The following is a 19,511-nucleotide window of genomic DNA, read 5'->3' as shown; positions in this document are numbered from 1 at the left end:
ATGCCGCCCACCCCATCCCATCCCCGCAGCCTGCTGGACCACGGCCTGCACCCGCGCTGGAGCATCCCGTTGCTCGTCTTGCTGGCGCTGCTGCCGACCATCGCGCAGGCGCTGGACGAGGGTTTCTACATCGGCGTGGCAAGCCGCATCCTGGTCTTCGCGCTGGCGGCCACCAGCCTGAACCTGATCCTCGGCTTCGGCGGCATGGTCAGCTTCGGGCACGCGGCCTTCGTGGGCGTCGGCGCCTACGCGGTGGGCATCCTGATGCAGGAGGGCATCGCCTCCGTCTGGATCGCCTGGCCGGCCGCCATCGCGGCGGGCGCGCTGTTCGCCTTCGTGATCGGCCTGGTCAGCCTGCGCACGCAGGGCGTGTACTTCATCATGATCACCCTCGCGTTCGCGCAGATGCTGTTCTACCTCATGGTGTCGCTCAAGGCCTATGGCGGCGAGGACGGCCTCTCTCTCTCGTCGCGCTCGCAGGTCGGCCCCTGGCTCGATCTGGCGGATGACGCGCGCTTCTACTACTGCGTGCTGGCGATCTGCGTGCTGGTCTTCATCGGCCTGGCGCGGCTGCTCAACGCCCGCTTCGGCCACGCGCTGCAGGGCATCCGCGAGAACGAGACGCGCATGGCCGCGCTGGGCTTTGCCGTCTATCGCACCAAGCTGGCGGCCTTCACGCTCGCGGGCGCCATCGCCGGGCTCGCGGGCGCGCTGCTGGCCAACCAGGCGGGCTTCGTCAGCCCCGCGGCGCTGCAGTGGAGCCAGTCGGGCATGCTGATGGTGATGGTGATCCTGGGCGGGGTGGGGCGCCTCTACGGCGGCTTCGTCGGCGCGGTGGCCTTCCTGCTGATCGAGGAAGTGCTTGCGGCCCACACCATGCACTGGCAGTTCGGCCTGGGCGCGGTGCTGCTCGTCGTGGTGCTGGTGGCGCCCAACGGGCTGCTGAGCCTCGCGCGGGCCGATCGCGCCGGTCGTGCGAAAGCGGGGCGGCCATGAGCGCGCGCGTCCTCCTGCGGACCGAGCAACTGGTGCGCCGCTTCGGCGGCCTGCTCGCCACCGACCATGCGGAACTGTCGGTGCTCGAAGGCGAGGTGCATGCGCTCATCGGCCCCAACGGCGCCGGCAAGACGACCCTGATCCACCAGCTCTCGGGCACGCTCGCGCCCACCAGCGGGCACATCCATTTCGACGGGGAGGACGTCACCGGCTTGCCGATGCACGCGCGGGTGCGGCGGGGGCTGGTGCGGTCCTACCAGATCACCAGCGTCTTTCCCCGGCTGCCGGTGCTGGACAACCTGGCGCTTGCCGTGCAGGCGCGCACCGGCGGCGCCCGCGGCTTGTGGCGCCCTGCGCGCGCGGAGCGCGGGCGCTATGCCGAGGCGCAGGCCGTGGCGCAGCGCGTTGGCCTGGGCGAACAGTCGTCGCAACTGGCCGGGGCGCTGTCGCACGGCCAGCAGCGGCAGCTCGAAGTGGGGCTGGCCCTGGCGCTGCGGCCCCGGCTGCTGCTGCTCGACGAGCCCATGGCCGGCATGGGGCCCGAGGAATCCGGGCGCATGGTGGGCCTGCTGCAGGGGCTGCGTGGCGAGGTCACGCTGCTGCTGGTGGAGCACGACATGGATGCCGTTTTTCGCCTGGCCGACCGCATCTCCGCGCTCGTCTCGGGCCGCGTGATCGCCACCGGCACCCCGCAGGAGATCCGCCAGCACCCCGACGTGCGCCGCGCCTACCTGGGCGACGAATTGGAGGAGGCCACGCCATGAGCGCATTGCTCGAAGTCGAAGGGCTGGAGGCCGCCTACGGCAGCAGCCAGGTGCTGTTCGGCATCGCGTTCGACATCCGCGCCGGCGAGGTCGCCACGCTGCTGGGCCGCAACGGCATGGGCAAGACGACCACGGTGCGCGCGCTGCTCGGGCTCACGCGCGCGAAGGCCGGATCCGTGCGTTTCCGCGGCGAGCGCATCGAGCGGCTGGCGCCGGACCGCATCGCGCGCATGGGCCTCGCGGTGGTGCCCGAAGGTCGGCAGATCTTCCCCAACCTCTCGGTGCGCGAGAACCTCGTGGCATTCGCCGCACGCCGCAACGGCGCCGCCGATCCGTGGACGCTGGACCGCGTGCATGCCCTGTTCCCGCGGCTGGCCGAGCGCGCCTCGCACATGGGCGGGCAGCTCTCGGGTGGCGAGCAGCAGATGCTGGCCATCGGCCGCGCGCTCATGACCAATCCGCACCTGCTCGTGCTCGACGAAGCCACGGAAGGGCTGGCGCCGCTGATCCGCGAGGAGATCTGGCGCTGCCTGGACGCCCTGCGCGCGCAGGGGCAGACCATCCTGGTCATCGACAAATACGTGCGCCGGCTCGTCCGGCTCGCCGACCGCCACACCATCATCGAGCGCGGCCGTGTGGTGTGGCAGGGCGATTCGGGCGCGCTCGCGGCCGACCCGGCGCTGTGGCAGCGTTACGTGGGCGTGTGACCCTCGCGCAAAAACGATACCGATTTTTCGAGAACCGAACGGACAGGAGATTCGCATGCAAGTCCTTCTTCCCCCCGGATGGCCCCGGCCCAAGGGCTACTCCAATGGCGTCGCGGCGCATGGCCGCATGGTCTTCGTGGCCGGCATGATCGGCTGGGACGCGCAGGGCGTGTTCCACACCGACACGCTGTGCGGGCAGGTGCGGCAGGCGCTGCAGAACATCGTCGAGGTGCTCAAGGAAGGCGGCGCCCGCCCCGAGCACATCGTGCGCATGACCTGGTACGTGACGGACAAGAAAGACTATGTGGCCTCGCTGCGGCAGATCGGCCAGGACTTCCGCGAGATCATCGGCAGCTTCAACGCGGCGATGACGGCGGTGGAGGTCTCGGCGCTGATCGAGGACCGCGCCAAGGTGGAGATCGAGGTCACGGCCGTGGTGCCGGACTGATGCGCGGGAGCCCTCGATGGCGATGACCTTCCCGCACGGCTTCGCGAGCCAGGCTGCGATCGACGAAGCCTACGACCCCTTGAAGCGCGCGCACGATGCCGCCGCTTCGAACCGGCACTTCGCCGAACGCAGCGAGGCCACGCGGCAGGCGCTGCCGTACCGGCCTGCCGTGCCCTACGGCCCGACGCTGGCGGAAACGCTGGACATCTTCCCGGCCGACCGGCCCGGCGCGCCGGTGTTCTTCTTCATCCACGGCGGCTACTGGCGCGCCCGCAGCGCGCGCGATTTCAGCTGCGTGGCGCAGGGCCCGCATGCACTGGGCTTCACCACCGTGGTGGTGGACTACGCGCTGTGCCCGGCCGTCACGATCGACGAGATCGTGCGGCAGGTGCGCGCCGCGGCAGCCTGGGTGGTGCGCCACATCGGCGAGCATGGCGGCGACCCGGCGCGCATCGTCGTCGGCGGGCATTCCGCGGGCGGGCACCTGGGTGCGATGCTGCTGTGCACGCCCTGGGCGGAAGACTACGGCCTGCCCGCCGATCCCTTCGCGGGTGCGGTGCTGGTGAGCGGCCTCTACGACATCGCGCCGCTGCGCTACAGCTACCTGCAGCCGGCGATCCAGCTGGACGAGGGCCTGGTGCGCCGCAATTCGCCCGTGCTGCATGCACGGCCCAGCGCCACGCCCGCCACGCTCTGCTGGGGCAGGGCCGAGCAGGACGCCTTCGCGCAGCAGTCCCAGGGCTTCCATGCCGCATGGCGTGCGGCCGGCAACGCGGCCGAGCTGCATCCGATGCCGGGGGCCGACCACTTCGATGCCGTGCAGGCGTTCGAGGATCCGGCCAGCCTGCCGAGCCGTGCCCTCGCGCGCATGGCGCAAGGGTAGGGGAGGGAGCGGGTCAGAGCCGGCGCAGCCGCTGCAGCGCCTCGCGCAGCGTTTCGTCGCGCTTGGCGAAGCAGAAGCGCACCACGCGCTGGTCGAACCCGTCGCCATAGAACGGCGACAGCGGGATGGCGGCCACGCCGATCTCGCGCGTGAGCCACTGGCAGAACTCCACGTCGCCCAGGTCGCTCACCTGCGAGATGTCCACGCACTGGAAGTAGCTGCCCGAGCTGGGCAGCAGCTTCAGGCGCGAGCCTTCCAGCCCCTGGCGGAACAGGTCGCGCTTGGCCTGGTAGAAGGCCGGCAGCTGCCGGTAGGGCGCCGGATCGGCGAGGTAGGCCGCAAGCCCATGCTGCACGGGCGTATTCACGGTGAAAACGTTGAACTGGTGCACCTTGCGGAACTCTGCCATGAGCGGCGCGGGGGCGACAACCGTGCCCACCTTCCAGCCCGTGACATGGAAGGTCTTGCCGAAGCTCGACACGATGAACGCCCGCGCGGCCAGCCCGGGAAATCGCGCGACGCTCTGGTGCTCCGCACCGTCGAACACCATGTGCTCGTAGACCTCGTCGCTGACCACGACCACGTCGGTGGGCGCGAGCAGTGCTTCGAGCGCCCGCATGTCCTCGTCCGTCCACACGGTGGCGGACGGGTTGTGCGGCGTGTTGATGATGATCGCCCGCGTGCGCGGCGTGAGTGCGGCGGCGATGCGGCCGAAATCCGGCCGGAAGGTGCCGGGCGTGAGCGGCACGCGCACCGCCGTGCCGCCCGCCAGCTCCACGTTGGGCACGTAGCTGTCGTAGCAGGGGTCGAGCACGATCACCTCGTCGCCCGCCTGCACCACGGCCAGGATCGCCGTCAGGATGCCCTGCGTCGCGCCCGCCGTCACGGTGATCTCGGTGTCCGGCGAATAGGCCCGCCCGTGCAGCGCCTCGATCTTGCGCGCCACGGCCTGGCGCAGCGCCGGCACGCCCGGCATCGGCGGGTACTGGTTGTGGCCTGCGCGCATGGCGCCCGCCACCGCATCGACCAGGGCCGGGTCGCAGTCGAAATCGGGAAAGCCCTGGCCCAGGTTCACGGCCCCGTGTTCCGCCGCCAGGGCGGACATCACGGCAAAGATCGTCGTGCCCACCTGGGGCAGCTTGCTGGGGAGGGTCGGCGTGCGCGCGGCAGCGGTGGTGGTCATGTGCGTGGAAGGCAAGGAATCAAAGCTCGTAGTCGTTCACGTGCCCGGTCATCGCGCGGGCCACGAGTTCGCGGTTCAGCCGGTCGCTGAGCAGCTCCGCGAATTTATAGACGAAGTTGCGCAGGTAGGCACCGCGCTTGAACGCCACGCGCGCCACGCTCTGGCCGAACAGGTGGCCCACCGGCCGCACCACCAGGTCGCCGAGCGGGTCGTCGCGCATGGCCATCTCAGCCACGATGCCCACGCCCAGGCCCAGGCGCACATAGGTCTTGATCACGTCCGAATCGATGGCCTCCAGCACGATGCGCGGCTGCAGCTTGCGCGCGGCGAAGGCCTGGTCGATCTTGCCGCGCCCCGTGAACGAGGGGTGGTAGGTGATGAGGGCCTCGTGGGCGATGTCGTCCACGCTGATGCGCTCCTGCTGCGCCAGCGGATGGCCCGAGGGCATCACCAGCACGTGCTGCCACTCGTAGCAGGGCAGGGTGACGAGGTCCGGGTAGTCGGCGAGCGATTCGGTCGCCATGCCGATTTCCGCCACCTCGTCGATCACCATGCGCGCCACCTCGTGCGGCGTGGCCTGGTGCAGGCTCACGTTCACCTTGGGATAGGCCTCGCGCAACTTGGCCACGGGCACCGGCAGCACGTAGCGCGCCTGCGTGTGGGTGGTGGCAATGCTCAGCGTGCCGCTGTCCTGCGCGCTGAACTGCTCGCCGATGCGCTTGAGGTTGCCCACCTCGCGCATGATCAGCTCGATGCTCTTGAGCACGTGCTGCCCCGGCTCGGTGATGCGCTTGAGCCGCTTGCCGTGGCGCGCGAAGATGTCCACGCCCAGTTCGTCCTCCAGTTCGATGATGGCCTTGGACACCCCGGGCTGCGAGGTGTGGAGCGCCTTGGCGGCTTCCGTCAGGTTGAGGTTGCGGCGGGCGGCTTCCTGGACGAAGCGGAACTGGTGCAGGTTCATATCTGATTGCTGCTAAGGATTTCCTTGATTATGCGGCAATCGTCTAAGCCATTGGAGTGACCCGCACGCAAAAATGCACTGTGCCTCGCCGCGGCGGCGCCCGCCCGGAGCGCCTCACCGCTGCGCGGTAGTCTCGGCCGACGCGATCTCCGCCATCAGCGCCGTCATGCGCGCATCCTCGCCGATGGCGCCCTGCACGGCGACGGCCATGTCCGGGTGCTCGGCGCGCAGCGCCTGCACCAGTTGCGGCAGGTCTTCGCGCGCATGCTTGCCGGTGCCCAGGAACATCGGCACCACGGTGAGGCGGCGCACGCCGCGCGCCGCCAGTTCGCGCACCGCCGTGGGCAGGTCGGGTTCGGCCAGTTCCAGGTAGGCGCAGCGCACCTCCAGCCCGGGCGACTGCAGCCGCATGCGGGCCTCCACGGCCTCGATCGGGGCGCGCCAGAGCGGGTCGCGCGAGCCGTGGGCGAACAGCACCACGCCGCGGGGGGCATCGGCCCCGGATGTGTCGTGCGCCATGTTCATCGCCTCAGCACCAGCCAGCCGAACGCCCCGAGCGACAGCAGCGAATAGATGATGCCCGGTGCGGCCGCGGTGAGCCAGGGCGACCAGTTCTGCAGGTTGCCCGCATAGCCGAACACGTTGTTGAGCAGGAAGAAGCTGATTCCCGCCATCACCCCGCCGAACACGTAGCCGGCGATGCCGCCGGAGCGGAAGTGCAGGTAGGCGAAGGGCAGCGACAGCACTACCATCACCAGGCAGCTCAGGGGATAGAAGACCTTGCGCCAGAACTCGATCTCGTACTTCTGCGCCGCCTGGCCGTTGGATTCGAGGTGGCGGATGTACTGGAACAGGTCGATCGTCGCCATGCGGTCGGGCTTGAGCAGCGATGCCGCCACCATGTCGGCGCTGATGTGCGTGGGCCAGCGGAAGCTGGCCTCCTGCAGCCGCTCCACGTGCGCCTCGGCCTCGCCGCGGCGGTGGAAGACGCTGCGCTTCACGTCGCGCAGCTCCCAGGCGTCCGCGCCGAACTCGCCCGACGCCGCCTGCACGGTGGAAGCCAGGCGCCCGTTGCCGTCGAACTCGAAGATCCGCACATTGCTCATGCCGCCGTCGTGCCGCAGCGCGCGCACGTTCACCGCGACGGAGCGGTCGCCCTGGCGCTCCTTCAGCCAGGCCCCGGTCGCGCCGGTGGTGATCTGGCCCAGGTAGCGGGCCCGCACGAGCTGCGCGAGCCGGTCGGTCGCGGGCGCGAGGTAGTCGCCCACGGTGAAGGTGAGCATCACGAAGCCCAGGCCCAGCACCAGCAGCGTGCGCAGGGCGCGCCACGGCCCCAGCCCGCTGGTGCGCATGATGGTGAACTCGGAACTCTGCGCGAAGCGCGCCATCACGAAGATCGTGCCGATCAGCACGGTGATCGGCAGCAGTTCGTACAGGTGGCTCGGGATGCCGAGCGCCACGTACAGCAGCGCGTGCGACATCTGGTAGCCCTCGACGCGGCCGACGTAGCGCAGCTCGTCCACCATGTCGAAAAAGAAGAACAGCGCCAGGAAGCCCAGGGTGACGAAGCCCACGGCGGCCAGCGCCTCGCGGTAGATGAGCCCGCGGATCGTCTTCATGCGGACCTCCGCGCGCGCAGGGACGGCAGCCGCGGCGACCAGCGGTTGTGGCGTGCCACGAGCAGCAGCATCGCCAGCGCCAGCGTGCCGCCGTGCAGCGCGACCATGAAGGCGCCCAGGCCCATGCGGCCCGCGCCCACCCAGTTCTGTCCGAAGGTCATGAGGTTGTAATAGACCACGAAGGCGAAGAGCGCGAACACCAGGCTGGTGCTGCGCGCGGCGCGTGGATTGGCGCTGGCCACGGCCAGCCCCAGCACCACGAAGTTGAGCGCGGCGAACGCCAGGCCGAAGCGCCACCCGAGTTCGGCGCGGAACACCGGGTCGCTGGAGGCGAACAGCTGCGCCGTGCTGCGGGTCTTGACCGCGGCGTCGTCGCTGGAGCTGCCGGCGGCGCCGCCGATGCGCGTGCCGTACTCGGTGAACTCGCTCACCTTCAGTCCCGGCTTGTCCAGCGTGGTCTCCAGGCGCTGCCCGTCGCTCAGCAGGGCCATGCGCTGGCTGCCCTGGGTTTCCAGGCGCGCGCTGCGGGCCGAGGTGACGGTCTCGCGGCCGTGCTCGCTGGAGGCGATGAACACGTTGGTGGCCTGCTGGTTGTCAGGCGTCTCGCGGTCGATGAAGAACACGCGCGCGCCGTTGGCCGACTCCTGGAACTCGCCCGGGGCGATGCGGTCCACGTCGCTGCGCTGCTCGTACTGCACCTTGAGCTCCTGGATCTGCTGGTTGGCCCAGGGCCAGATCAGCAGCGCCAGCGTGGCGATCGCCAGGATCACCGGCCAGGCGAAGCGCAGCAGCGGCGGCAGCAGGTGCAGCATGCCGCGCCCGCTCGCGAACCAGATGACCATCTCGCTTTCGCGGTACATGCGCGCCAGCGCGCCGACCACGGCCACGAACAGGCTGAGGGTGAGGATGGTGGGCAACTGGCCGAGCACGGTGAAGCCCATCACGAGCATCACGTCCGAGGGGTTCACGCTGCCGCGCGACGCCTGGCCGAGCGTGCGGATCAGCATCATGGTCATGACCACGGTGACCAGCACCACCAGCGTCGCTCCGAAGCTGCGGGCCAGTTCCTTGCGAATGGATGAATCGAATAACATTGGCTCGAAGGAAAACGCCGATTATGAACTTCGATCTGAAGACCCTGTCCCTGGCCTCCGCCGCCGCCGAGAAATGCGACCTGCTCGCCGTGCTGGTGCCCGAAGGCTTCAAGCCCGGCGGCGACGCGCTCTCCGCCCTGGTGGCGCTGGCGGTCCGCCAGGGGGACTTCGAACCCAAGCCCGGCAAGAGCCTCGCGCTCTACCAGGCGCCCGCCGTCTCGGCGCGGCGCGTGCTGCTGCTGGGCGCCGGCGACGGCGGCGCGCGCGCGGTGCGCCAGGCGCTGGCCGGTGCCGCGGCCCACTGGAAGGCGCCCCAGATCAAGCGCGCGGCCGTGTGCCTCGCGGCCCTGGCCGACGGCGGCGCGGCCGCCTGCACGGCCGTGCAGGCCGTGGCGGAAGCGAGCTATGTCTATACGGCCACCAAGTCGCAGGCCGAGCCGCGGGCCCTGTCCCGCGTGGTGATCGGCGTGGCCGATGCCGCAGCGGCCAAGGCCGGCTTCGCCCGCGGAACGGCGCTGGCGCTGGGCATCGAATACGCCCGCGAATGGGCCAACCGCCCCGGCAACCACGCCACGCCCACCCTGCTGGCCGGCGCCGCCAAGGCGCTCGCCAAGCACGGCCCCATCCAGGTCAAGGTGATGGGCCCCGCGGAAGTGCAGAAGCTCGGCATGGGCGCCTTCCTGGCGGTGGCCAGGGGCTCCGAGGAGCCCCTGCGCTTCATCGAATTGCGTTACCAGGGCGCGGGCCGCTCCGAGGCGCCCGTGGCGCTCATCGGCAAGGGCATCACCTTCGACACCGGCGGCATCTCGATCAAGCCCGCCGGCGAAATGGACGAGATGAAGTTCGACATGGGCGGTGCCGCCAGCGTACTGGGCGTGTTCCGCGCGCTGGCCGAACTGCGGCCCGCCATCAACGTGGTCGGCCTCATCCCCGCCTGCGAGAACATGCCCGACGGCCGCGCCGTCAAGCCGGGCGACGTGGTCACCAGCCTGAGCGGCCAGACCATCGAGGTGCTCAACACCGATGCCGAAGGCCGCCTCGTGCTGTGCGATGCCATCGCCTACGCGGCCCGCTTCAAGCCCTCGGCCATGGTGGACATCGCCACGCTGACCGGCGCCTGCGTGGTGGCCCTCGGCGGGGTGCGCAGCGGCCTGTTCGCCAACGACGAGGCCCTGGCGTCCCGCCTGCAGTCCGCGGGCGAGGCGGCGCTGGACCCCTGCTGGCGCATGCCGCTGGACGACGAATACGCCGAAGGCCTGAAGAGCAACTTCGCCGACATGGGCAACGTGGCGGGGCGCGCGGCCGGGGCCGTCACGGCCGCCAAGTTCCTGCAGAAATTCGTGGACGGCAAGCCCTGGGCCCACCTGGACATCGCGGGCACCGCGTGGAAGAGCGGCGGCGCCAAGGGCGCCACCGGCCGCCCCGTGGGCCTGCTGGTGCAGTTCCTGCTGGATTCCGCACAGGCCCCGGCGCCCCGGGCGCGCTCCGGTGCGGCCGCGGCGCCGGCCTCCGGCGCGGGCCGGGCACGCCGGGCGGCCCGCGCCGCCTGACCGCGGATGCCGCCCCCGTGCCCGTGGATCCCGGCATGACCGAGATCGCCTTCCACTTCAACGCGCCCGACAAGCTGGCCTATGCATGCCGGTTCGCGCGCAAGGCCCTGCGCAACGACGCGCTCCTGGTGATCACCGGGCCTGCGCCCGTGCTCGACGCGATGGACCGTGCGCTGTGGGCACTGAGCCCGCAGGACTTCCTGGCGCACTGCCGCCAGGAGGACGAGCCCGAGTTGCGCGAGGCATCGCCCGTGCTGCTGGCGGCCGACTTGCGCACCGTCGCGCGCCCCGATGTCCTGCTGAACCTCGGGGCCTCCGTGCCCGAGGGGTTCGAGCGCTTCGCGCGGCTCGTCGAGGTGGTGAGCGCGCACGATGAGGGCGACCGCGCCGGCGCGCGCGAACGTTGGCGGCACTATGCGCAGCGGGGCTACGGCATCGTTCGCCACGACCTGGTGCTGAAGGGAGGCTGAGCCATGCCCGTGCCGCCGAAGCAGCCCCCCAGATTCGTGCCGACGCTCACCGATGTGGTGCAGGTGACCGAGGGCGCTGCTGCCGCGGGCAGCCCGCTGCCGGGCGTGCAGGCTCCCGCCCCGGTTCCGGTCCCGGCGGCACCGCCGGTAGCGGTCGTCCCGGCCCTGGCGCCGTGGCCGGCGATGCCCCCGGTGGGTGAGCCGGCCGCCGCCGCGCCGGTGCCTGCTGCGCCTTCATCCTCGCCTTCGCCTTCGCCTTCGCCTTCGCCTTCGCCTTCGCCTTCGCCTTCGCCTTCGCAATCCGCGCCGGCCCCCGATTTCTCGGGCATCGAGGAGGTGGTCATCCACCGCATCATCCAGCGCGTGGACGTGGTGCTGGACCAGCGCCTGCGCGAGGCCATCGCCACGGTGGTCCAGGAGCAGACGCGCTCCATGGTGCCGCGCCTGCGCGAAGAGGTGGAATCCGTCGTGCGCCATGCCGTGTACGAAGCAGTGGCGGACGAACTGGCCTCGCCCGGCAGCCCCGCGCAACGCTGAGCCGGGCGCCCGTGGGTGCGCTCCTAGGGTAACCCCCTGTGGTTTTCGGTCACTTTCCCTCGCATCTACGGGTGCCCTGGCCCATAAATTGCGATATGTTTCCGGCGCTGGGGGAAAAAACAAAGGTTCTCAGCGATCACCCTTTATGGAGATTCATATGCAATTGAAGTTGAAACTGACCGTGGTTGCCGCTATCGCGGCGTTTGCCGGTGTCGCCTCTGCACAAGAACAGGTGGTGAAGATCGGCCACGTGGGACCGGTTTCTGGCCCTCAGGCTCACTACGGCAAGGACAACGAAAACGGCGCCCGCATGGCCGTCGAGGAACTGAATGCCCAGGGGGTCACGATCGGCGGCAAGAAGATCAAGTTCGAATTGCAGGCTGAAGACGACGCCGCAGATCCGAAGCAGGGCACGGCCGCTGCCCAGAAGCTGTGCGACGCCAAGGTCGCCGGCGTGGTGGGCCACCTGAACTCCGGCACCACGATCCCCGCGTCGAAGGTGTACAACGACTGCGGCATCCCGCACGTCACCGGCGCCGCCACCAACCCCAACCTGACCAAGCCCGGCTACAAGACCACCTTCCGCATCATCGCGAACGACAACGCCCTGGGCGCCGGCCTGGCCGCCTACGCCGCCGACACGCTGAAGCTCAAGACCGTGGCCATCATCGATGACCGCACGGCCTACGGCCAGGGCGTGGCCGACGTGTTCAAGAAGACCGCCGCCACCAAGGGCATCAAGGTGGTGGACGAGCAGTTCACGACCGACAAGGCCACCGACTTCATGGCCATCCTGACGGCCATCAAGTCCAAGAACCCCGACGCCATCTTCTACGGCGGCATGGACCCGCAGGCCGGCCCCATGCTGCGCCAGATGGAACAGCTGGGCATGGCCAACGTGAAGTACTTCGGCGGCGACGGCATCTGCACGGCCGAAGTGGCCAAGCTGGCCGCCGGTGCCAAGACCCTGGCGAACGTGATCTGCGCCGAAGGCGGCGCCTCGCTGGCCAAGATGCCCGGCGGCACGGCCTGGAAGGCCAAGTACGACGCCAAGTACCCCGGCCAGTTCCAGGTGTACAGCCCCTACACCTACGACGCCACCATGCTGCTGGTCGATGCCATGAAGCGTGCCAACTCGTGGGATCCGAAGGTGTACATCCCCGAGCTGCAGAAGTCGAACTACAAGGGCGTGACGGCCAACATCGCCTTCGAGCCCAATGGCGAGCTGAAGAACCCTGCCATCACCCTGTACACGTACAAGGACGGCAAGAAGACGCCCCTGAACTGATACGGCACGCCCGTTTCAGCGGCAAGGCCTCCGCGCGTGCGGAGGCCTTTTTTTTTGGCTGGAATCCACGGCCGTCAAGGGCACAGCGCACGCAGCACGGTTGCCAGTTTTTTGACGGCGACATCCAGCTCGTGCGGGGCGTGGGCGGCGAAGCCCATGAGGACACCTGCCTTGTGCCTGCCCGAAGCCTGCAGCGTCGTCAGCCCCAGCAAGTCGATGCCGGCCCGGCGGGCGGATTCCACGGCCTCGCGTTCGGGAATGTCGCGGATGAAAACACAGGGCATTTGCATGCCTCCGGCAGGCACCCGGGGTTCCACGAATTCGGCCAGGTGCTGGCGCACCAGCCGTGCCAGCACGTCGCGCCGTTCAGCGTAGACGGCACGCATGGTGCGCACATGGGCGCCAAAGTGGCCGCCTTCCATGAAACGCGCCAACGTGAGTTGTGGAATCGGTGCACTGTGCCCGTCCAGCAAGGTGCGGGCCACGGTCATGGGCGCCACCAGTTGCGGTGGCAGCACCATGTAGCCGATGCGCAGGCCCGGAAACAGAGATTTGGTGAAGGTGCCGATGTAGATCGTCCGTTCACCCGGATCGAGCCCCTGCACACATGCAGTGGGCTTGCCCGCATAGTGGAATTCGCTGTCGTAGTCGTCCTCGATGATCCAGCCCTGGCGCTGCCTGGCCCATTCGATGACCGCCAGACGCCGGTCCAGCGACAGCGTCGCTCCGGTGGGAAACTGGTGCGATGGCGTCAGGAACACCGCCCTGGCCGCTTCGCCTGGCGCCTCGCTTGCCTCGGTCAAATAATCCGCCCGCAGGCCGTCTGCATCCAATGGCACGGGCACGCACTCCAGCCCGGCAGCGTCGAACGCCTTGCGCGCGCCGTGGTAGACAGGGTCTTCGATGAAGATGCGGTCGCCGGCGTCGAGCAACACAGTGGCGCACAGGGTCAAGGCCTGCTGGGAACTGGTCAGCACCAGCACACGCTCGGGTGTGGCGCGCGCGCCCCGTTCGAGATTCACGTAATCGGCGATGGCCTGGCGCAGCGGCTCCATCCCCTGCGGCGGGCTGTGCAGCAACGCCAGCGTGCCGTATTCCTTCAGCACCTGCCGTTCCAATCGCTCCCATGTTTGCAGCGGAAAACTGCGTGTCTCGGGCACGCCAGGCGCGAAAGGGCGTGGCGCCAGAAAGTCACGCACGCCGCCACTTTGGAACATGGCGCTGCCGCGCCGGCTGAGGCGCAGTGCTGCCTCGCTTCCCACGCCGGTCCGACGAGGCTTGGCGCGCCCCGGCAGACGCTGGGCCCGTTCCGACACAAAGCTGCCGCTGCCCACGCGCCGTTCGATGAAGCCTTCCGCATGCAACTGGCTGTAGGCCGATTCGACCGTATCCCGGGAAACCCCCAGCGACTTCGCCAAGGCGCGTGACGCGGGCAATGGCCTGCCCGCGTCCAGCGCACCATCGAGTATCAATTGGCGAATGGCCCGCTGCACCCGCGCGTGCAGCGGCAAGGCGCCATGTGCCGGGTCGCCGACCCAGGCTTTGACGGATTCAAGTTGAGCGTGCTTGAACAATTGGCTGGTATCCCATTCAAAAAGTGGCCTGTGGCATCCGTCCATTCCAGAACTATAAATACACCTCGCAACGTGTTCATCCCCGGTGTCAGTAGTCGCTGTCAGGCCATGTCTTCCATACCTTCGCATTCACCCGTTCGCTGGAACGATCTCACCCATCCCGTCGTGGCCGGCCTGCTCTCGGTCATCGTGAACTACGGCGGCACATTCATCCTGGTGTTCCAGGCCGCCAAGGTCGCGGGCCTCAGCCCGGAATTGACGGCTTCCTGGGTGTGGTCGATTTCCATCGGCGTGGGCGTGACGGGGAGCCCCCTGAGCTGGGTGTCGCGCGAGCCGATCATCACCGCGTGGTCCACGCCGGCAGCGGCGTTTCTGGTCACCGCGCTGACCACCACGCCGTATGCCGAAGCCGTGGGGGCCTATCTGATTTCGGCAGCCGCTTTCGTGGCCCTGGGGCTGTCGGGTTGGTTCGAGCGCGTCATCCGCCTGATTCCTCCGGGCGTTGCCGCCGGGCTGCTGGCCGGCATCCTGCTGCAGTTCGGCATCCGGGCTTTCGGAGGCATGGGCATCGACCCCCTGCTGGCCGGATGGCTGATCCTTGCCTACGTGGTGTTCAAGCGGTTTTCCGCACGCTATGCGGTGGTTGGAATCCTGGTACTGGGGCTGGCTTTTCTCCTGGTCCAGGATCGGGTCGATCTGTCGGGGCTGCAATTGAAGCTGGCCGCGCCAGTCTTCACCATGCCCGCCTTTTCGCTCAACGCCTTGTTGAGCGTGGCACTGCCGCTGTTCCTGATCACCCTGACCGGCCAGTACATGCCCGGCATGCTGGTACTGCGCAATGACGGCTTCAAGACCAGTGCCAACCCCATCCTGGCCATCACCGGGCTGGGCTCTTTGCTGATGGCACCGTTCGGTTCGCACGCCTTCAACATCGCCGCCATCACGGCGGCCATCGCCACGGGCCGGGAAGCGCACGAAGACCCATCCAGGCGCTGGATCGCGGGCATCGCCGCAGGCGTGTGCTACATCCTCGTGGGCGTGTTCGGCGTGACGCTGGCCGGCGTCTTCATGGCCTTCCCGGCCACCTTCATCACCACGCTGGCGGGGCTGGCACTGCTGGGCACCGTCGGCGGCAGCCTGGCCACCGCACTGGCCGACGCGAAAACGCGCGAAGCCTCTTTGATGACCTTCCTGGCGGCAGCCGCCAACATCAACCTGTTGGGTATCGGCGGTGCCTTCTGGGGGCTCGTGATCGGACTGCTCGCCCATGCGATCCTCCATGGCCGGTTGCCGCACAAGGCATGCCTGGCCGCCATGGCTTCCACGCCGGCCAGCAAGAGGGCGAACTGATGCCCATGCCATTCGATACGCAGACCGGCCACGACCAGCACGGCCGCCATCCCGAGGCCACCACGGTCGAGGACTTCCGGCGCCACCTGGCGGCGGTGCATGCGCGCATTGCAGCCGCCTGCCGCCGTGTGGGACGTGATACCGCGACGGTGCGCCTGCTGCCGGTCAGCAAGACCAAGCCCGAGGCCCGCCTGCGCCTGGCGCATGCGGCAGGCTGCCGGATGCTGGGCGAGAACAGGCCGCAGGAAGCGCACCGGAAATGGGAGGCCATGCAGGACTTGAGCGACCTGCAATGGTCGGTCATCGGCCACCTGCAAGCCAACAAGGCCAGGCTGGTGGCGCGCTTTGCCCACGAATTCCAGGCGCTGGACAGCCTGCGCGTGGCCGAGGCGCTGGATCGCCGCCTGCAAGCCGAAGGACGTTCGCTGGAGGTGTTCGTGCAGGTCAATACGTCGGGCGAGGCCAGCAAGTATGGCCTCGCCCCTGGAGACGTGGCGGCCTTCATCCAGGCGCTGCCGGCGTTTTCGGCGCTGCGCGTGCGTGGGCTGATGACGCTGGCGCTGTTTTCCAGCGAGGCTGAACGAGTGCGCCAGTGCTTCGTGCTGCTGCGCACCTTGCGCGACCGTTTGCGCCAGAGCGCACCCGCGGGTGTCGGGCTGGATGAACTGTCCATGGGAATGTCCGGCGACTTCGAGATTGCCATCGAGGAAGGTGCCACCGTGGTGCGCGTCGGCCAGGCCATCTTTGGCGCACGCGCCACGCCAGACAGCCACTACTGGCCCGGCGAACCCGGCGCAGAGGAGCAGTCCCCATGAAAACCGCCATTGCCATCCGCCATCTGCACTTTGAAGACCTTGGCACGCTGGGGCCGTTGCTGGCGACGCGCGGATATGCCGTGCGCTACCTGGATGCCACGACCGAAGACTGGTGCGCCGCCGATGCGGTAGCGGCCGATCTGCTGGTGGTGCTGGGCGGTCCGATAGGCGCGTTCGACGATGCGCTCCATCCCTTCCTCGCCGACGAACTGGCCGTGATTTCCGGGCGGCTGCAATCCCGGCGTCCGTTGCTGGGCATCTGCCTTGGCGCGCAACTGATCGCCCGTGCACTCGGCGCGGGCGTCAGCGGCATGGGGGTCAGGGAAATCGGCTTCGCGCCCCTGGCGCTGGCTCCGGCAGGCGAGGCGTCACCGCTGGCGGCGCTGGGCGGTGTGCCGGTGCTGCACTGGCATGGCGACCGCTTCGAGATTCCCGCCGGGGCCACGCGGCTGGCGGGCACGCCCGTTTGCGACAACCAGGCGTTCGGCGTGGGGCGCCATGTGCTGGCGCTGCAGTGCCATCTGGAGGCGGACCCGCGCCATATCGAGCGCTGGCTGGTCGGCCATGCCTGCGAACTGGCACAGGCCGGCATCGACCCACGCGCATTGCGCGCCGAAGCCCGGGCCCTGCAATCCGACTTGCCGCTGGCGGCACAAGGAGTGTTTGCTTCCTGGCTGGATGGGATCGAGGCCGCTCCACCAGGAGTAGCGGGATGAACCCGGCCCCATCCCTGCGACATCGCGACCGGTGGCTGCGGTTCCATCCGGGGTGTTCCGCAACGCACCGCATTACCCGGCGATGCCTGGCGGTGCATTGGTCCTGAAGAAGGCGGCAGCCAGCTCATTGCCTGGCGCCGCATGCCGCGGCGTTTGCCGCTGGGGCGACCGTCCATGGGGGCGGGGCTTGCCCAGTTCGACAGGGGGGCCGACATAGACTGCCCGGGGCCTGATCAGGCCGGGTTGCCCGCGTTGCTCCAGTCCGTGTGCGATCCACCCAATGGAGCGGCCCAGCGCGAACAGCCCGAACGCGGCACCCATGGGCAGCCGCAGATGCCTGCGCAACGCCACGCGCCCGCAGCGTCCAGGCCCCATGCCCGCGCGCATTGCTCGTGGATCGGCCTCGTGCCGGGACGGGAGCGCAACAGGCAGGCGGCCAGGATCCGCACCAGGTCTCCGCAGCCTTGCTCCTGCCGCCCGGCCGCCTTCTGCCAGATGGCGGTGGACGCGTCGTCGCTCGCGACGGCGAAAAGCGGCAGGAGCGCTTCTTCCGCACGCTGGTCCCCGTAGTGCCTGAAGAGCGGCCGCAAGACGGCAGGCGCGGCGGCAGCCCGGGGGCCGAAGGCCGCCTGCCTGTCGCATTGCCAGAGCAGCGCGGCGACGTCCTCGAGGCTCGCATGGCCGGCGAGCTCCAAGGCGTCCACACCACGATAGAAGAGCCGCCCGCCATCGATCAGCGTGATGCCCGATTCGAGCACGGGCGTGCCCCAGTTCAGCGCAGCCTTCGCCACTTCCTTCGGCTTGCGGCCGCGTGCGCGCTGTGCCGCGAACCTGTCGATATCGGCCGCGAAATAGCGGCTTTCGCGTTGGTTGTCGCCATGCTCGGCATGCAGCAGGCCGCGGCTGACGTACGCGTAGAGCGTTTGCCGCGACACCCCGAGCCTTGCTGCCGCTTCGGTGGAATTCAGGTAGTTCGACATGTTGGGAAGAGGGGAGCCGTTCGATCAGTTGACCAAGATAATCAACATTGACATCCAATGCGAGCCCGCCGATCGTTGCCACACCTGAACCATTCGAGGCGAACATGGGTGTCGATCAAGTGCCACAAAGTACCGTCATGGGCGACGAGAGCCCGGCATCGGACCATTTGCGGGAGTTCTGGGCATCGCTGGGTGGGGCCTCCCGGGCTCTCGATGCCTGCAGCCTGGTCGGAGCGGGAGAGCTGTTGTCTCCGTTTCGCGTGACCGACCTGGCCGCGGCGGCCATCGGTGCGGCGGCAACCGCAGTCGCCGAACTGTTGCAGGCCTCGACCGGCAGGCTGCCGGCCGTCCGGGTCGATCGGCGCATGGCGTCGCTGTGGTTCGGCACGTCGCTGCGTCCGCAGGGATGGACGCTGCCGCCGCAATGGGACCCGATCGCCGGCAACTACCGGGCGCGCGATCGATGGATCCGGTTGCACACCAACGCGCCGCACCATCGCGATGCCGCGCTGTCCGTCCTCGGCTGCGCCGCCGATGCGCAATCCGTCGCGTACGCGGTGGGCCGCTGGGAGGCCGCTGCGCTCGAGGACGCCGTGGTCGCGGGCGGCGGCTGTGCCGCCGTCATGTACTCGCGCCAGGAATGGGCCGGACATCCGCAAGGCCAGGCCGTCGCATCCGAGCCCTTGCTGCACGTCCACACGGCAAGCCGCGTCGCGGCGCGCGATTGGCAGCCGTCGCCGGACCGTCCGCTGCGCGGCATCCGCGTGCTCGACCTGACGCGCATTCTCGCGGGGCCCGTGGCGACGCGGTTCCTCGCAGGATGGGGTGCCGAGGTGCTGCGCATCGATCCCCACGGCTGGGAAGAGCCGGGCACGGTGCCCGAAGTCGTCCTGGGCAAGCGCTGTGCGCGGCTGGACCTGAAGAATGCCAAGGATCTCGACACGCTCCGGCAGCTGTTGCGCGGCGCGGACATCGTTGTCCACGGCTACCGGGCCGATGCGCTCGCCCGCCTGGGGCTCGATGCCGCACGGCGGCGCGAACTGAATCCCGCGCTGATCGACGTATCGCTCGATGCGTATGGCTGGTCCGGTGCGTGGCACTGCCGGCGTGGATTCGACAGCCTCATCCAGATGAGCACCGGCATCGCCGAGGCGGGCATGCGCGCGGTGCACCGCGATGAACCGCTCAACCTGCCGGTCCAGGCGATCGACCATGCGACGGGCTACCTGATGGCGGCGGCAGCGCTGCGCGGATTGACGACGCGGATGGTGCAAGGGGCTGGAACCGAGGCGCGCGCCTCGCTGGCCCGTACCGCCGCGGTATTGCAACTGCGCCCCGAGCGCATGGGCGAGGTGGCCAGGTTGGCGGCGGATACGCCCGGCGATCGTGCCGGGCATGTCGAGCAAACGTCCTGGGGGCCGGCCGCCCGGCTGCTTCCTCCAGTGGAGATCGAGGGGGTACCGCTGGCATGGCGTTATCCGGCGCGTGCACTGGGCACGTATGCGCCGGAATGGCTGTCTTCAAATGAAGAACTGTGAGTGCGCAGCGAGGGCGGTAGCGACGCAAGCCGTTCCGG

Annotated in this window: 19 protein-coding genes and 1 pseudogene; 13 read left to right on the top strand and 7 right to left on the bottom strand. The window is 69.1% G+C overall.

From position 1 onward, the window contains the following. Genes T336_RS0101590 through T336_RS0101570 form a run of 5 tightly spaced genes read left to right on the top strand, consistent with a single transcriptional unit; the run spans position 1 to position 3,798 of the window. Complete coding sequence (locus T336_RS0101590) at positions 1-996, top strand: branched-chain amino acid ABC transporter permease (protein ID WP_209435933.1); 996 nt, start codon at positions 1-3, stop codon at positions 994-996. Continuing rightward, positions 993-1,760 (top strand): ABC transporter ATP-binding protein, encoded by a 768-nt coding sequence (locus T336_RS0101585; RefSeq protein ID WP_026431250.1) that lies wholly within the window; start codon positions 993-995, stop codon positions 1,758-1,760. Before T336_RS0101590 ends, T336_RS0101585 begins: the two co-directional genes overlap by 4 nt. Beyond that, a complete protein-coding gene (locus T336_RS0101580; protein ID WP_013594511.1) occupies positions 1,757-2,467 on the top strand; it encodes an ABC transporter ATP-binding protein in 711 nt (236 codons plus the stop codon). Before T336_RS0101585 ends, T336_RS0101580 begins: the two co-directional genes overlap by 4 nt. Positions 2,468-2,522: 55 nt before the next feature. Beyond that, positions 2,523-2,915 carry a RidA family protein gene (locus T336_RS0101575; RefSeq protein WP_026431249.1) on the top strand — a complete coding sequence of 131 codons (393 nt, stop codon included), beginning with the start codon at positions 2,523-2,525 and terminating at the stop codon, positions 2,913-2,915. A gap of 16 nt (positions 2,916-2,931) precedes the next feature. Then, complete coding sequence (locus T336_RS0101570; RefSeq protein WP_026431248.1) at positions 2,932-3,798, top strand: alpha/beta hydrolase; 867 nt, start codon at positions 2,932-2,934, stop codon at positions 3,796-3,798. Between the two features lie 13 nt (positions 3,799-3,811). On the opposite strand, the gene T336_RS0101565 is transcribed toward T336_RS0101570, so the two are convergent. The 5 genes from T336_RS0101565 to lptF all read right to left on the bottom strand — a co-directional run bounded on the left by T336_RS0101565 (position 3,812) and on the right by lptF (position 8,655). After that, positions 3,812-4,981, bottom strand: a complete 1,170-nt coding sequence (locus tag T336_RS0101565; protein WP_026431247.1) for a pyridoxal phosphate-dependent aminotransferase — start codon at positions 4,979-4,981, stop codon at positions 3,812-3,814. Positions 4,982-5,000: 19 nt separating this feature from the next. Then, complete coding sequence (locus T336_RS0101560) at positions 5,001-5,942, bottom strand: CysB family HTH-type transcriptional regulator (protein WP_011796239.1); 942 nt, start codon at positions 5,940-5,942, stop codon at positions 5,001-5,003. A 114-nt stretch (positions 5,943-6,056) separates the two neighbouring features. Then, positions 6,057-6,461, bottom strand: coding sequence for a sirohydrochlorin chelatase (locus tag T336_RS0101555; RefSeq protein ID WP_035225128.1), 405 nt, complete (start codon positions 6,459-6,461; stop codon positions 6,057-6,059). Positions 6,462-6,463: 2 nt separating this feature from the next. After that, entirely contained in the window at positions 6,464-7,561 is a 1,098-nt protein-coding gene (gene lptG / locus T336_RS0101550) for an LPS export ABC transporter permease LptG (RefSeq protein WP_026431245.1), read from the bottom strand. Beyond that, the gene (lptF, locus tag T336_RS0101545) at positions 7,558-8,655 is read right to left on the bottom strand and encodes an LPS export ABC transporter permease LptF (RefSeq protein ID WP_026431244.1); all 1,098 of its coding nucleotides are present in this window, start codon (positions 8,653-8,655) and stop codon (positions 7,558-7,560) included. The genes lptG and lptF overlap by 4 nt, the downstream gene beginning before the upstream one ends. A gap of 23 nt (positions 8,656-8,678) precedes the next feature. Between lptF and T336_RS0101540 the strand changes: the two genes are divergently transcribed. From T336_RS0101540 to T336_RS0101525, 4 genes are all read left to right on the top strand, one after another. Beyond that, on the top strand, positions 8,679-10,205 hold the full coding sequence (locus T336_RS0101540) for a leucyl aminopeptidase (protein WP_026431243.1): 1,527 nt from the start codon (positions 8,679-8,681) through the stop codon (positions 10,203-10,205). Positions 10,206-10,240: 35 nt separating this feature from the next. Continuing rightward, positions 10,241-10,675, top strand: a complete 435-nt coding sequence (locus T336_RS0101535; protein ID WP_026431242.1) for a DNA polymerase III subunit chi — start codon at positions 10,241-10,243, stop codon at positions 10,673-10,675. A 3-nt stretch (positions 10,676-10,678) separates the two neighbouring features. After that, positions 10,679-11,212, top strand: a complete 534-nt coding sequence (locus tag T336_RS0101530; RefSeq protein WP_026431241.1) for a hypothetical protein — start codon at positions 10,679-10,681, stop codon at positions 11,210-11,212. Positions 11,213-11,369: 157 nt separating this feature from the next. Continuing rightward, a complete protein-coding gene (locus T336_RS0101525; protein WP_013594521.1) occupies positions 11,370-12,500 on the top strand; it encodes a branched-chain amino acid ABC transporter substrate-binding protein in 1,131 nt (376 codons plus the stop codon). A gap of 74 nt (positions 12,501-12,574) precedes the next feature. Here the strand turns inward: T336_RS0101525 and pdxR are convergent, their stop codons facing one another. Then, on the bottom strand, positions 12,575-14,074 hold the full coding sequence (pdxR, locus tag T336_RS0101520) for a MocR-like pyridoxine biosynthesis transcription factor PdxR (protein ID WP_026431240.1): 1,500 nt from the start codon (positions 14,072-14,074) through the stop codon (positions 12,575-12,577). 108 nt (positions 14,075-14,182) lie between these two features. Here pdxR and T336_RS0101515 point away from each other — a divergent pair, with 108 nt between their 5' ends. The 3 genes from T336_RS0101515 to T336_RS0101505 are packed head-to-tail and all read left to right on the top strand — an operon-like array spanning position 14,183 to position 16,955. Continuing rightward, the gene (locus T336_RS0101515) at positions 14,183-15,424 is read left to right on the top strand and encodes a benzoate/H(+) symporter BenE family transporter (protein WP_026431239.1); all 1,242 of its coding nucleotides are present in this window, start codon (positions 14,183-14,185) and stop codon (positions 15,422-15,424) included. After that, positions 15,424-16,239, top strand: coding sequence for a YggS family pyridoxal phosphate-dependent enzyme (locus T336_RS0101510; RefSeq protein WP_026431238.1), 816 nt, complete (start codon positions 15,424-15,426; stop codon positions 16,237-16,239). Before T336_RS0101515 ends, T336_RS0101510 begins: the two co-directional genes overlap by 1 nt. Beyond that, complete coding sequence (locus tag T336_RS0101505) at positions 16,236-16,955, top strand: glutamine amidotransferase (RefSeq protein WP_019700996.1); 720 nt, start codon at positions 16,236-16,238, stop codon at positions 16,953-16,955. Before T336_RS0101510 ends, T336_RS0101505 begins: the two co-directional genes overlap by 4 nt. 72 nt (positions 16,956-17,027) lie before the next feature. On the opposite strand, the pseudogene T336_RS24610 reads toward T336_RS0101505, so the two are convergent. After that, positions 17,028-17,935: pseudogene (locus T336_RS24610) on the bottom strand (citrate synthase). A 104-nt stretch (positions 17,936-18,039) separates the two neighbouring features. On the opposite strand from T336_RS24610, the gene T336_RS0101495 reads away from it, so the two are divergent. After that, the gene (locus T336_RS0101495; protein ID WP_051647017.1) at positions 18,040-19,473 is read left to right on the top strand and encodes a CoA transferase; all 1,434 of its coding nucleotides are present in this window, start codon (positions 18,040-18,042) and stop codon (positions 19,471-19,473) included. The last annotated feature ends 38 nt before the right edge of the window (positions 19,474-19,511 follow it).

Origin of the sequence: Paracidovorax oryzae ATCC 19882 (assembly GCF_000687165.1) — a bacterium.
Classification (GTDB): Bacteria; Pseudomonadota; Gammaproteobacteria; order Burkholderiales; family Burkholderiaceae_C; genus Paracidovorax; species Paracidovorax oryzae.
Note: the sequence above shows the minus strand (reverse complement) of the source record. Positions and strands in the feature narration are given on the sequence as shown.

Coding starts and splice junctions, on each gene's coding strand:
- T336_RS0101510 (WP_026431238.1), top strand. CDS start 15,424: ATGCCCATGCCATTCGATACGCAGACCGGCCACGACCAGCACGGCCGC.
- T336_RS0101525 (WP_013594521.1), top strand. CDS start 11,370: ATGCAATTGAAGTTGAAACTGACCGTGGTTGCCGCTATCGCGGCGTTT.
- T336_RS0101540 (WP_026431243.1), top strand. CDS start 8,679: ATGAACTTCGATCTGAAGACCCTGTCCCTGGCCTCCGCCGCCGCCGAG.
- T336_RS0101585 (WP_026431250.1), top strand. CDS start 993: ATGAGCGCGCGCGTCCTCCTGCGGACCGAGCAACTGGTGCGCCGCTTC.
- T336_RS0101570 (WP_026431248.1), top strand. CDS start 2,932: ATGGCGATGACCTTCCCGCACGGCTTCGCGAGCCAGGCTGCGATCGAC.
- T336_RS0101505 (WP_019700996.1), top strand. CDS start 16,236: ATGAAAACCGCCATTGCCATCCGCCATCTGCACTTTGAAGACCTTGGC.
- T336_RS0101580 (WP_013594511.1), top strand. CDS start 1,757: ATGAGCGCATTGCTCGAAGTCGAAGGGCTGGAGGCCGCCTACGGCAGC.
- T336_RS0101530 (WP_026431241.1), top strand. CDS start 10,679: ATGCCCGTGCCGCCGAAGCAGCCCCCCAGATTCGTGCCGACGCTCACC.
- lptF (WP_026431244.1), bottom strand. CDS start 8,655: ATGTTATTCGATTCATCCATTCGCAAGGAACTGGCCCGCAGCTTCGGA.
- T336_RS0101555 (WP_035225128.1), bottom strand. CDS start 6,461: ATGGCGCACGACACATCCGGGGCCGATGCCCCCCGCGGCGTGGTGCTG.
- T336_RS0101515 (WP_026431239.1), top strand. CDS start 14,183: ATGTCTTCCATACCTTCGCATTCACCCGTTCGCTGGAACGATCTCACC.
- T336_RS0101565 (WP_026431247.1), bottom strand. CDS start 4,981: ATGACCACCACCGCTGCCGCGCGCACGCCGACCCTCCCCAGCAAGCTG.
- T336_RS0101495 (WP_051647017.1), top strand. CDS start 18,040: ATGGGTGTCGATCAAGTGCCACAAAGTACCGTCATGGGCGACGAGAGC.
- T336_RS0101535 (WP_026431242.1), top strand. CDS start 10,241: ATGACCGAGATCGCCTTCCACTTCAACGCGCCCGACAAGCTGGCCTAT.
- T336_RS0101560 (WP_011796239.1), bottom strand. CDS start 5,942: ATGAACCTGCACCAGTTCCGCTTCGTCCAGGAAGCCGCCCGCCGCAAC.
- lptG (WP_026431245.1), bottom strand. CDS start 7,561: ATGAAGACGATCCGCGGGCTCATCTACCGCGAGGCGCTGGCCGCCGTG.
- T336_RS0101590 (WP_209435933.1), top strand. CDS start 1: ATGCCGCCCACCCCATCCCATCCCCGCAGCCTGCTGGACCACGGCCTG.
- T336_RS0101575 (WP_026431249.1), top strand. CDS start 2,523: ATGCAAGTCCTTCTTCCCCCCGGATGGCCCCGGCCCAAGGGCTACTCC.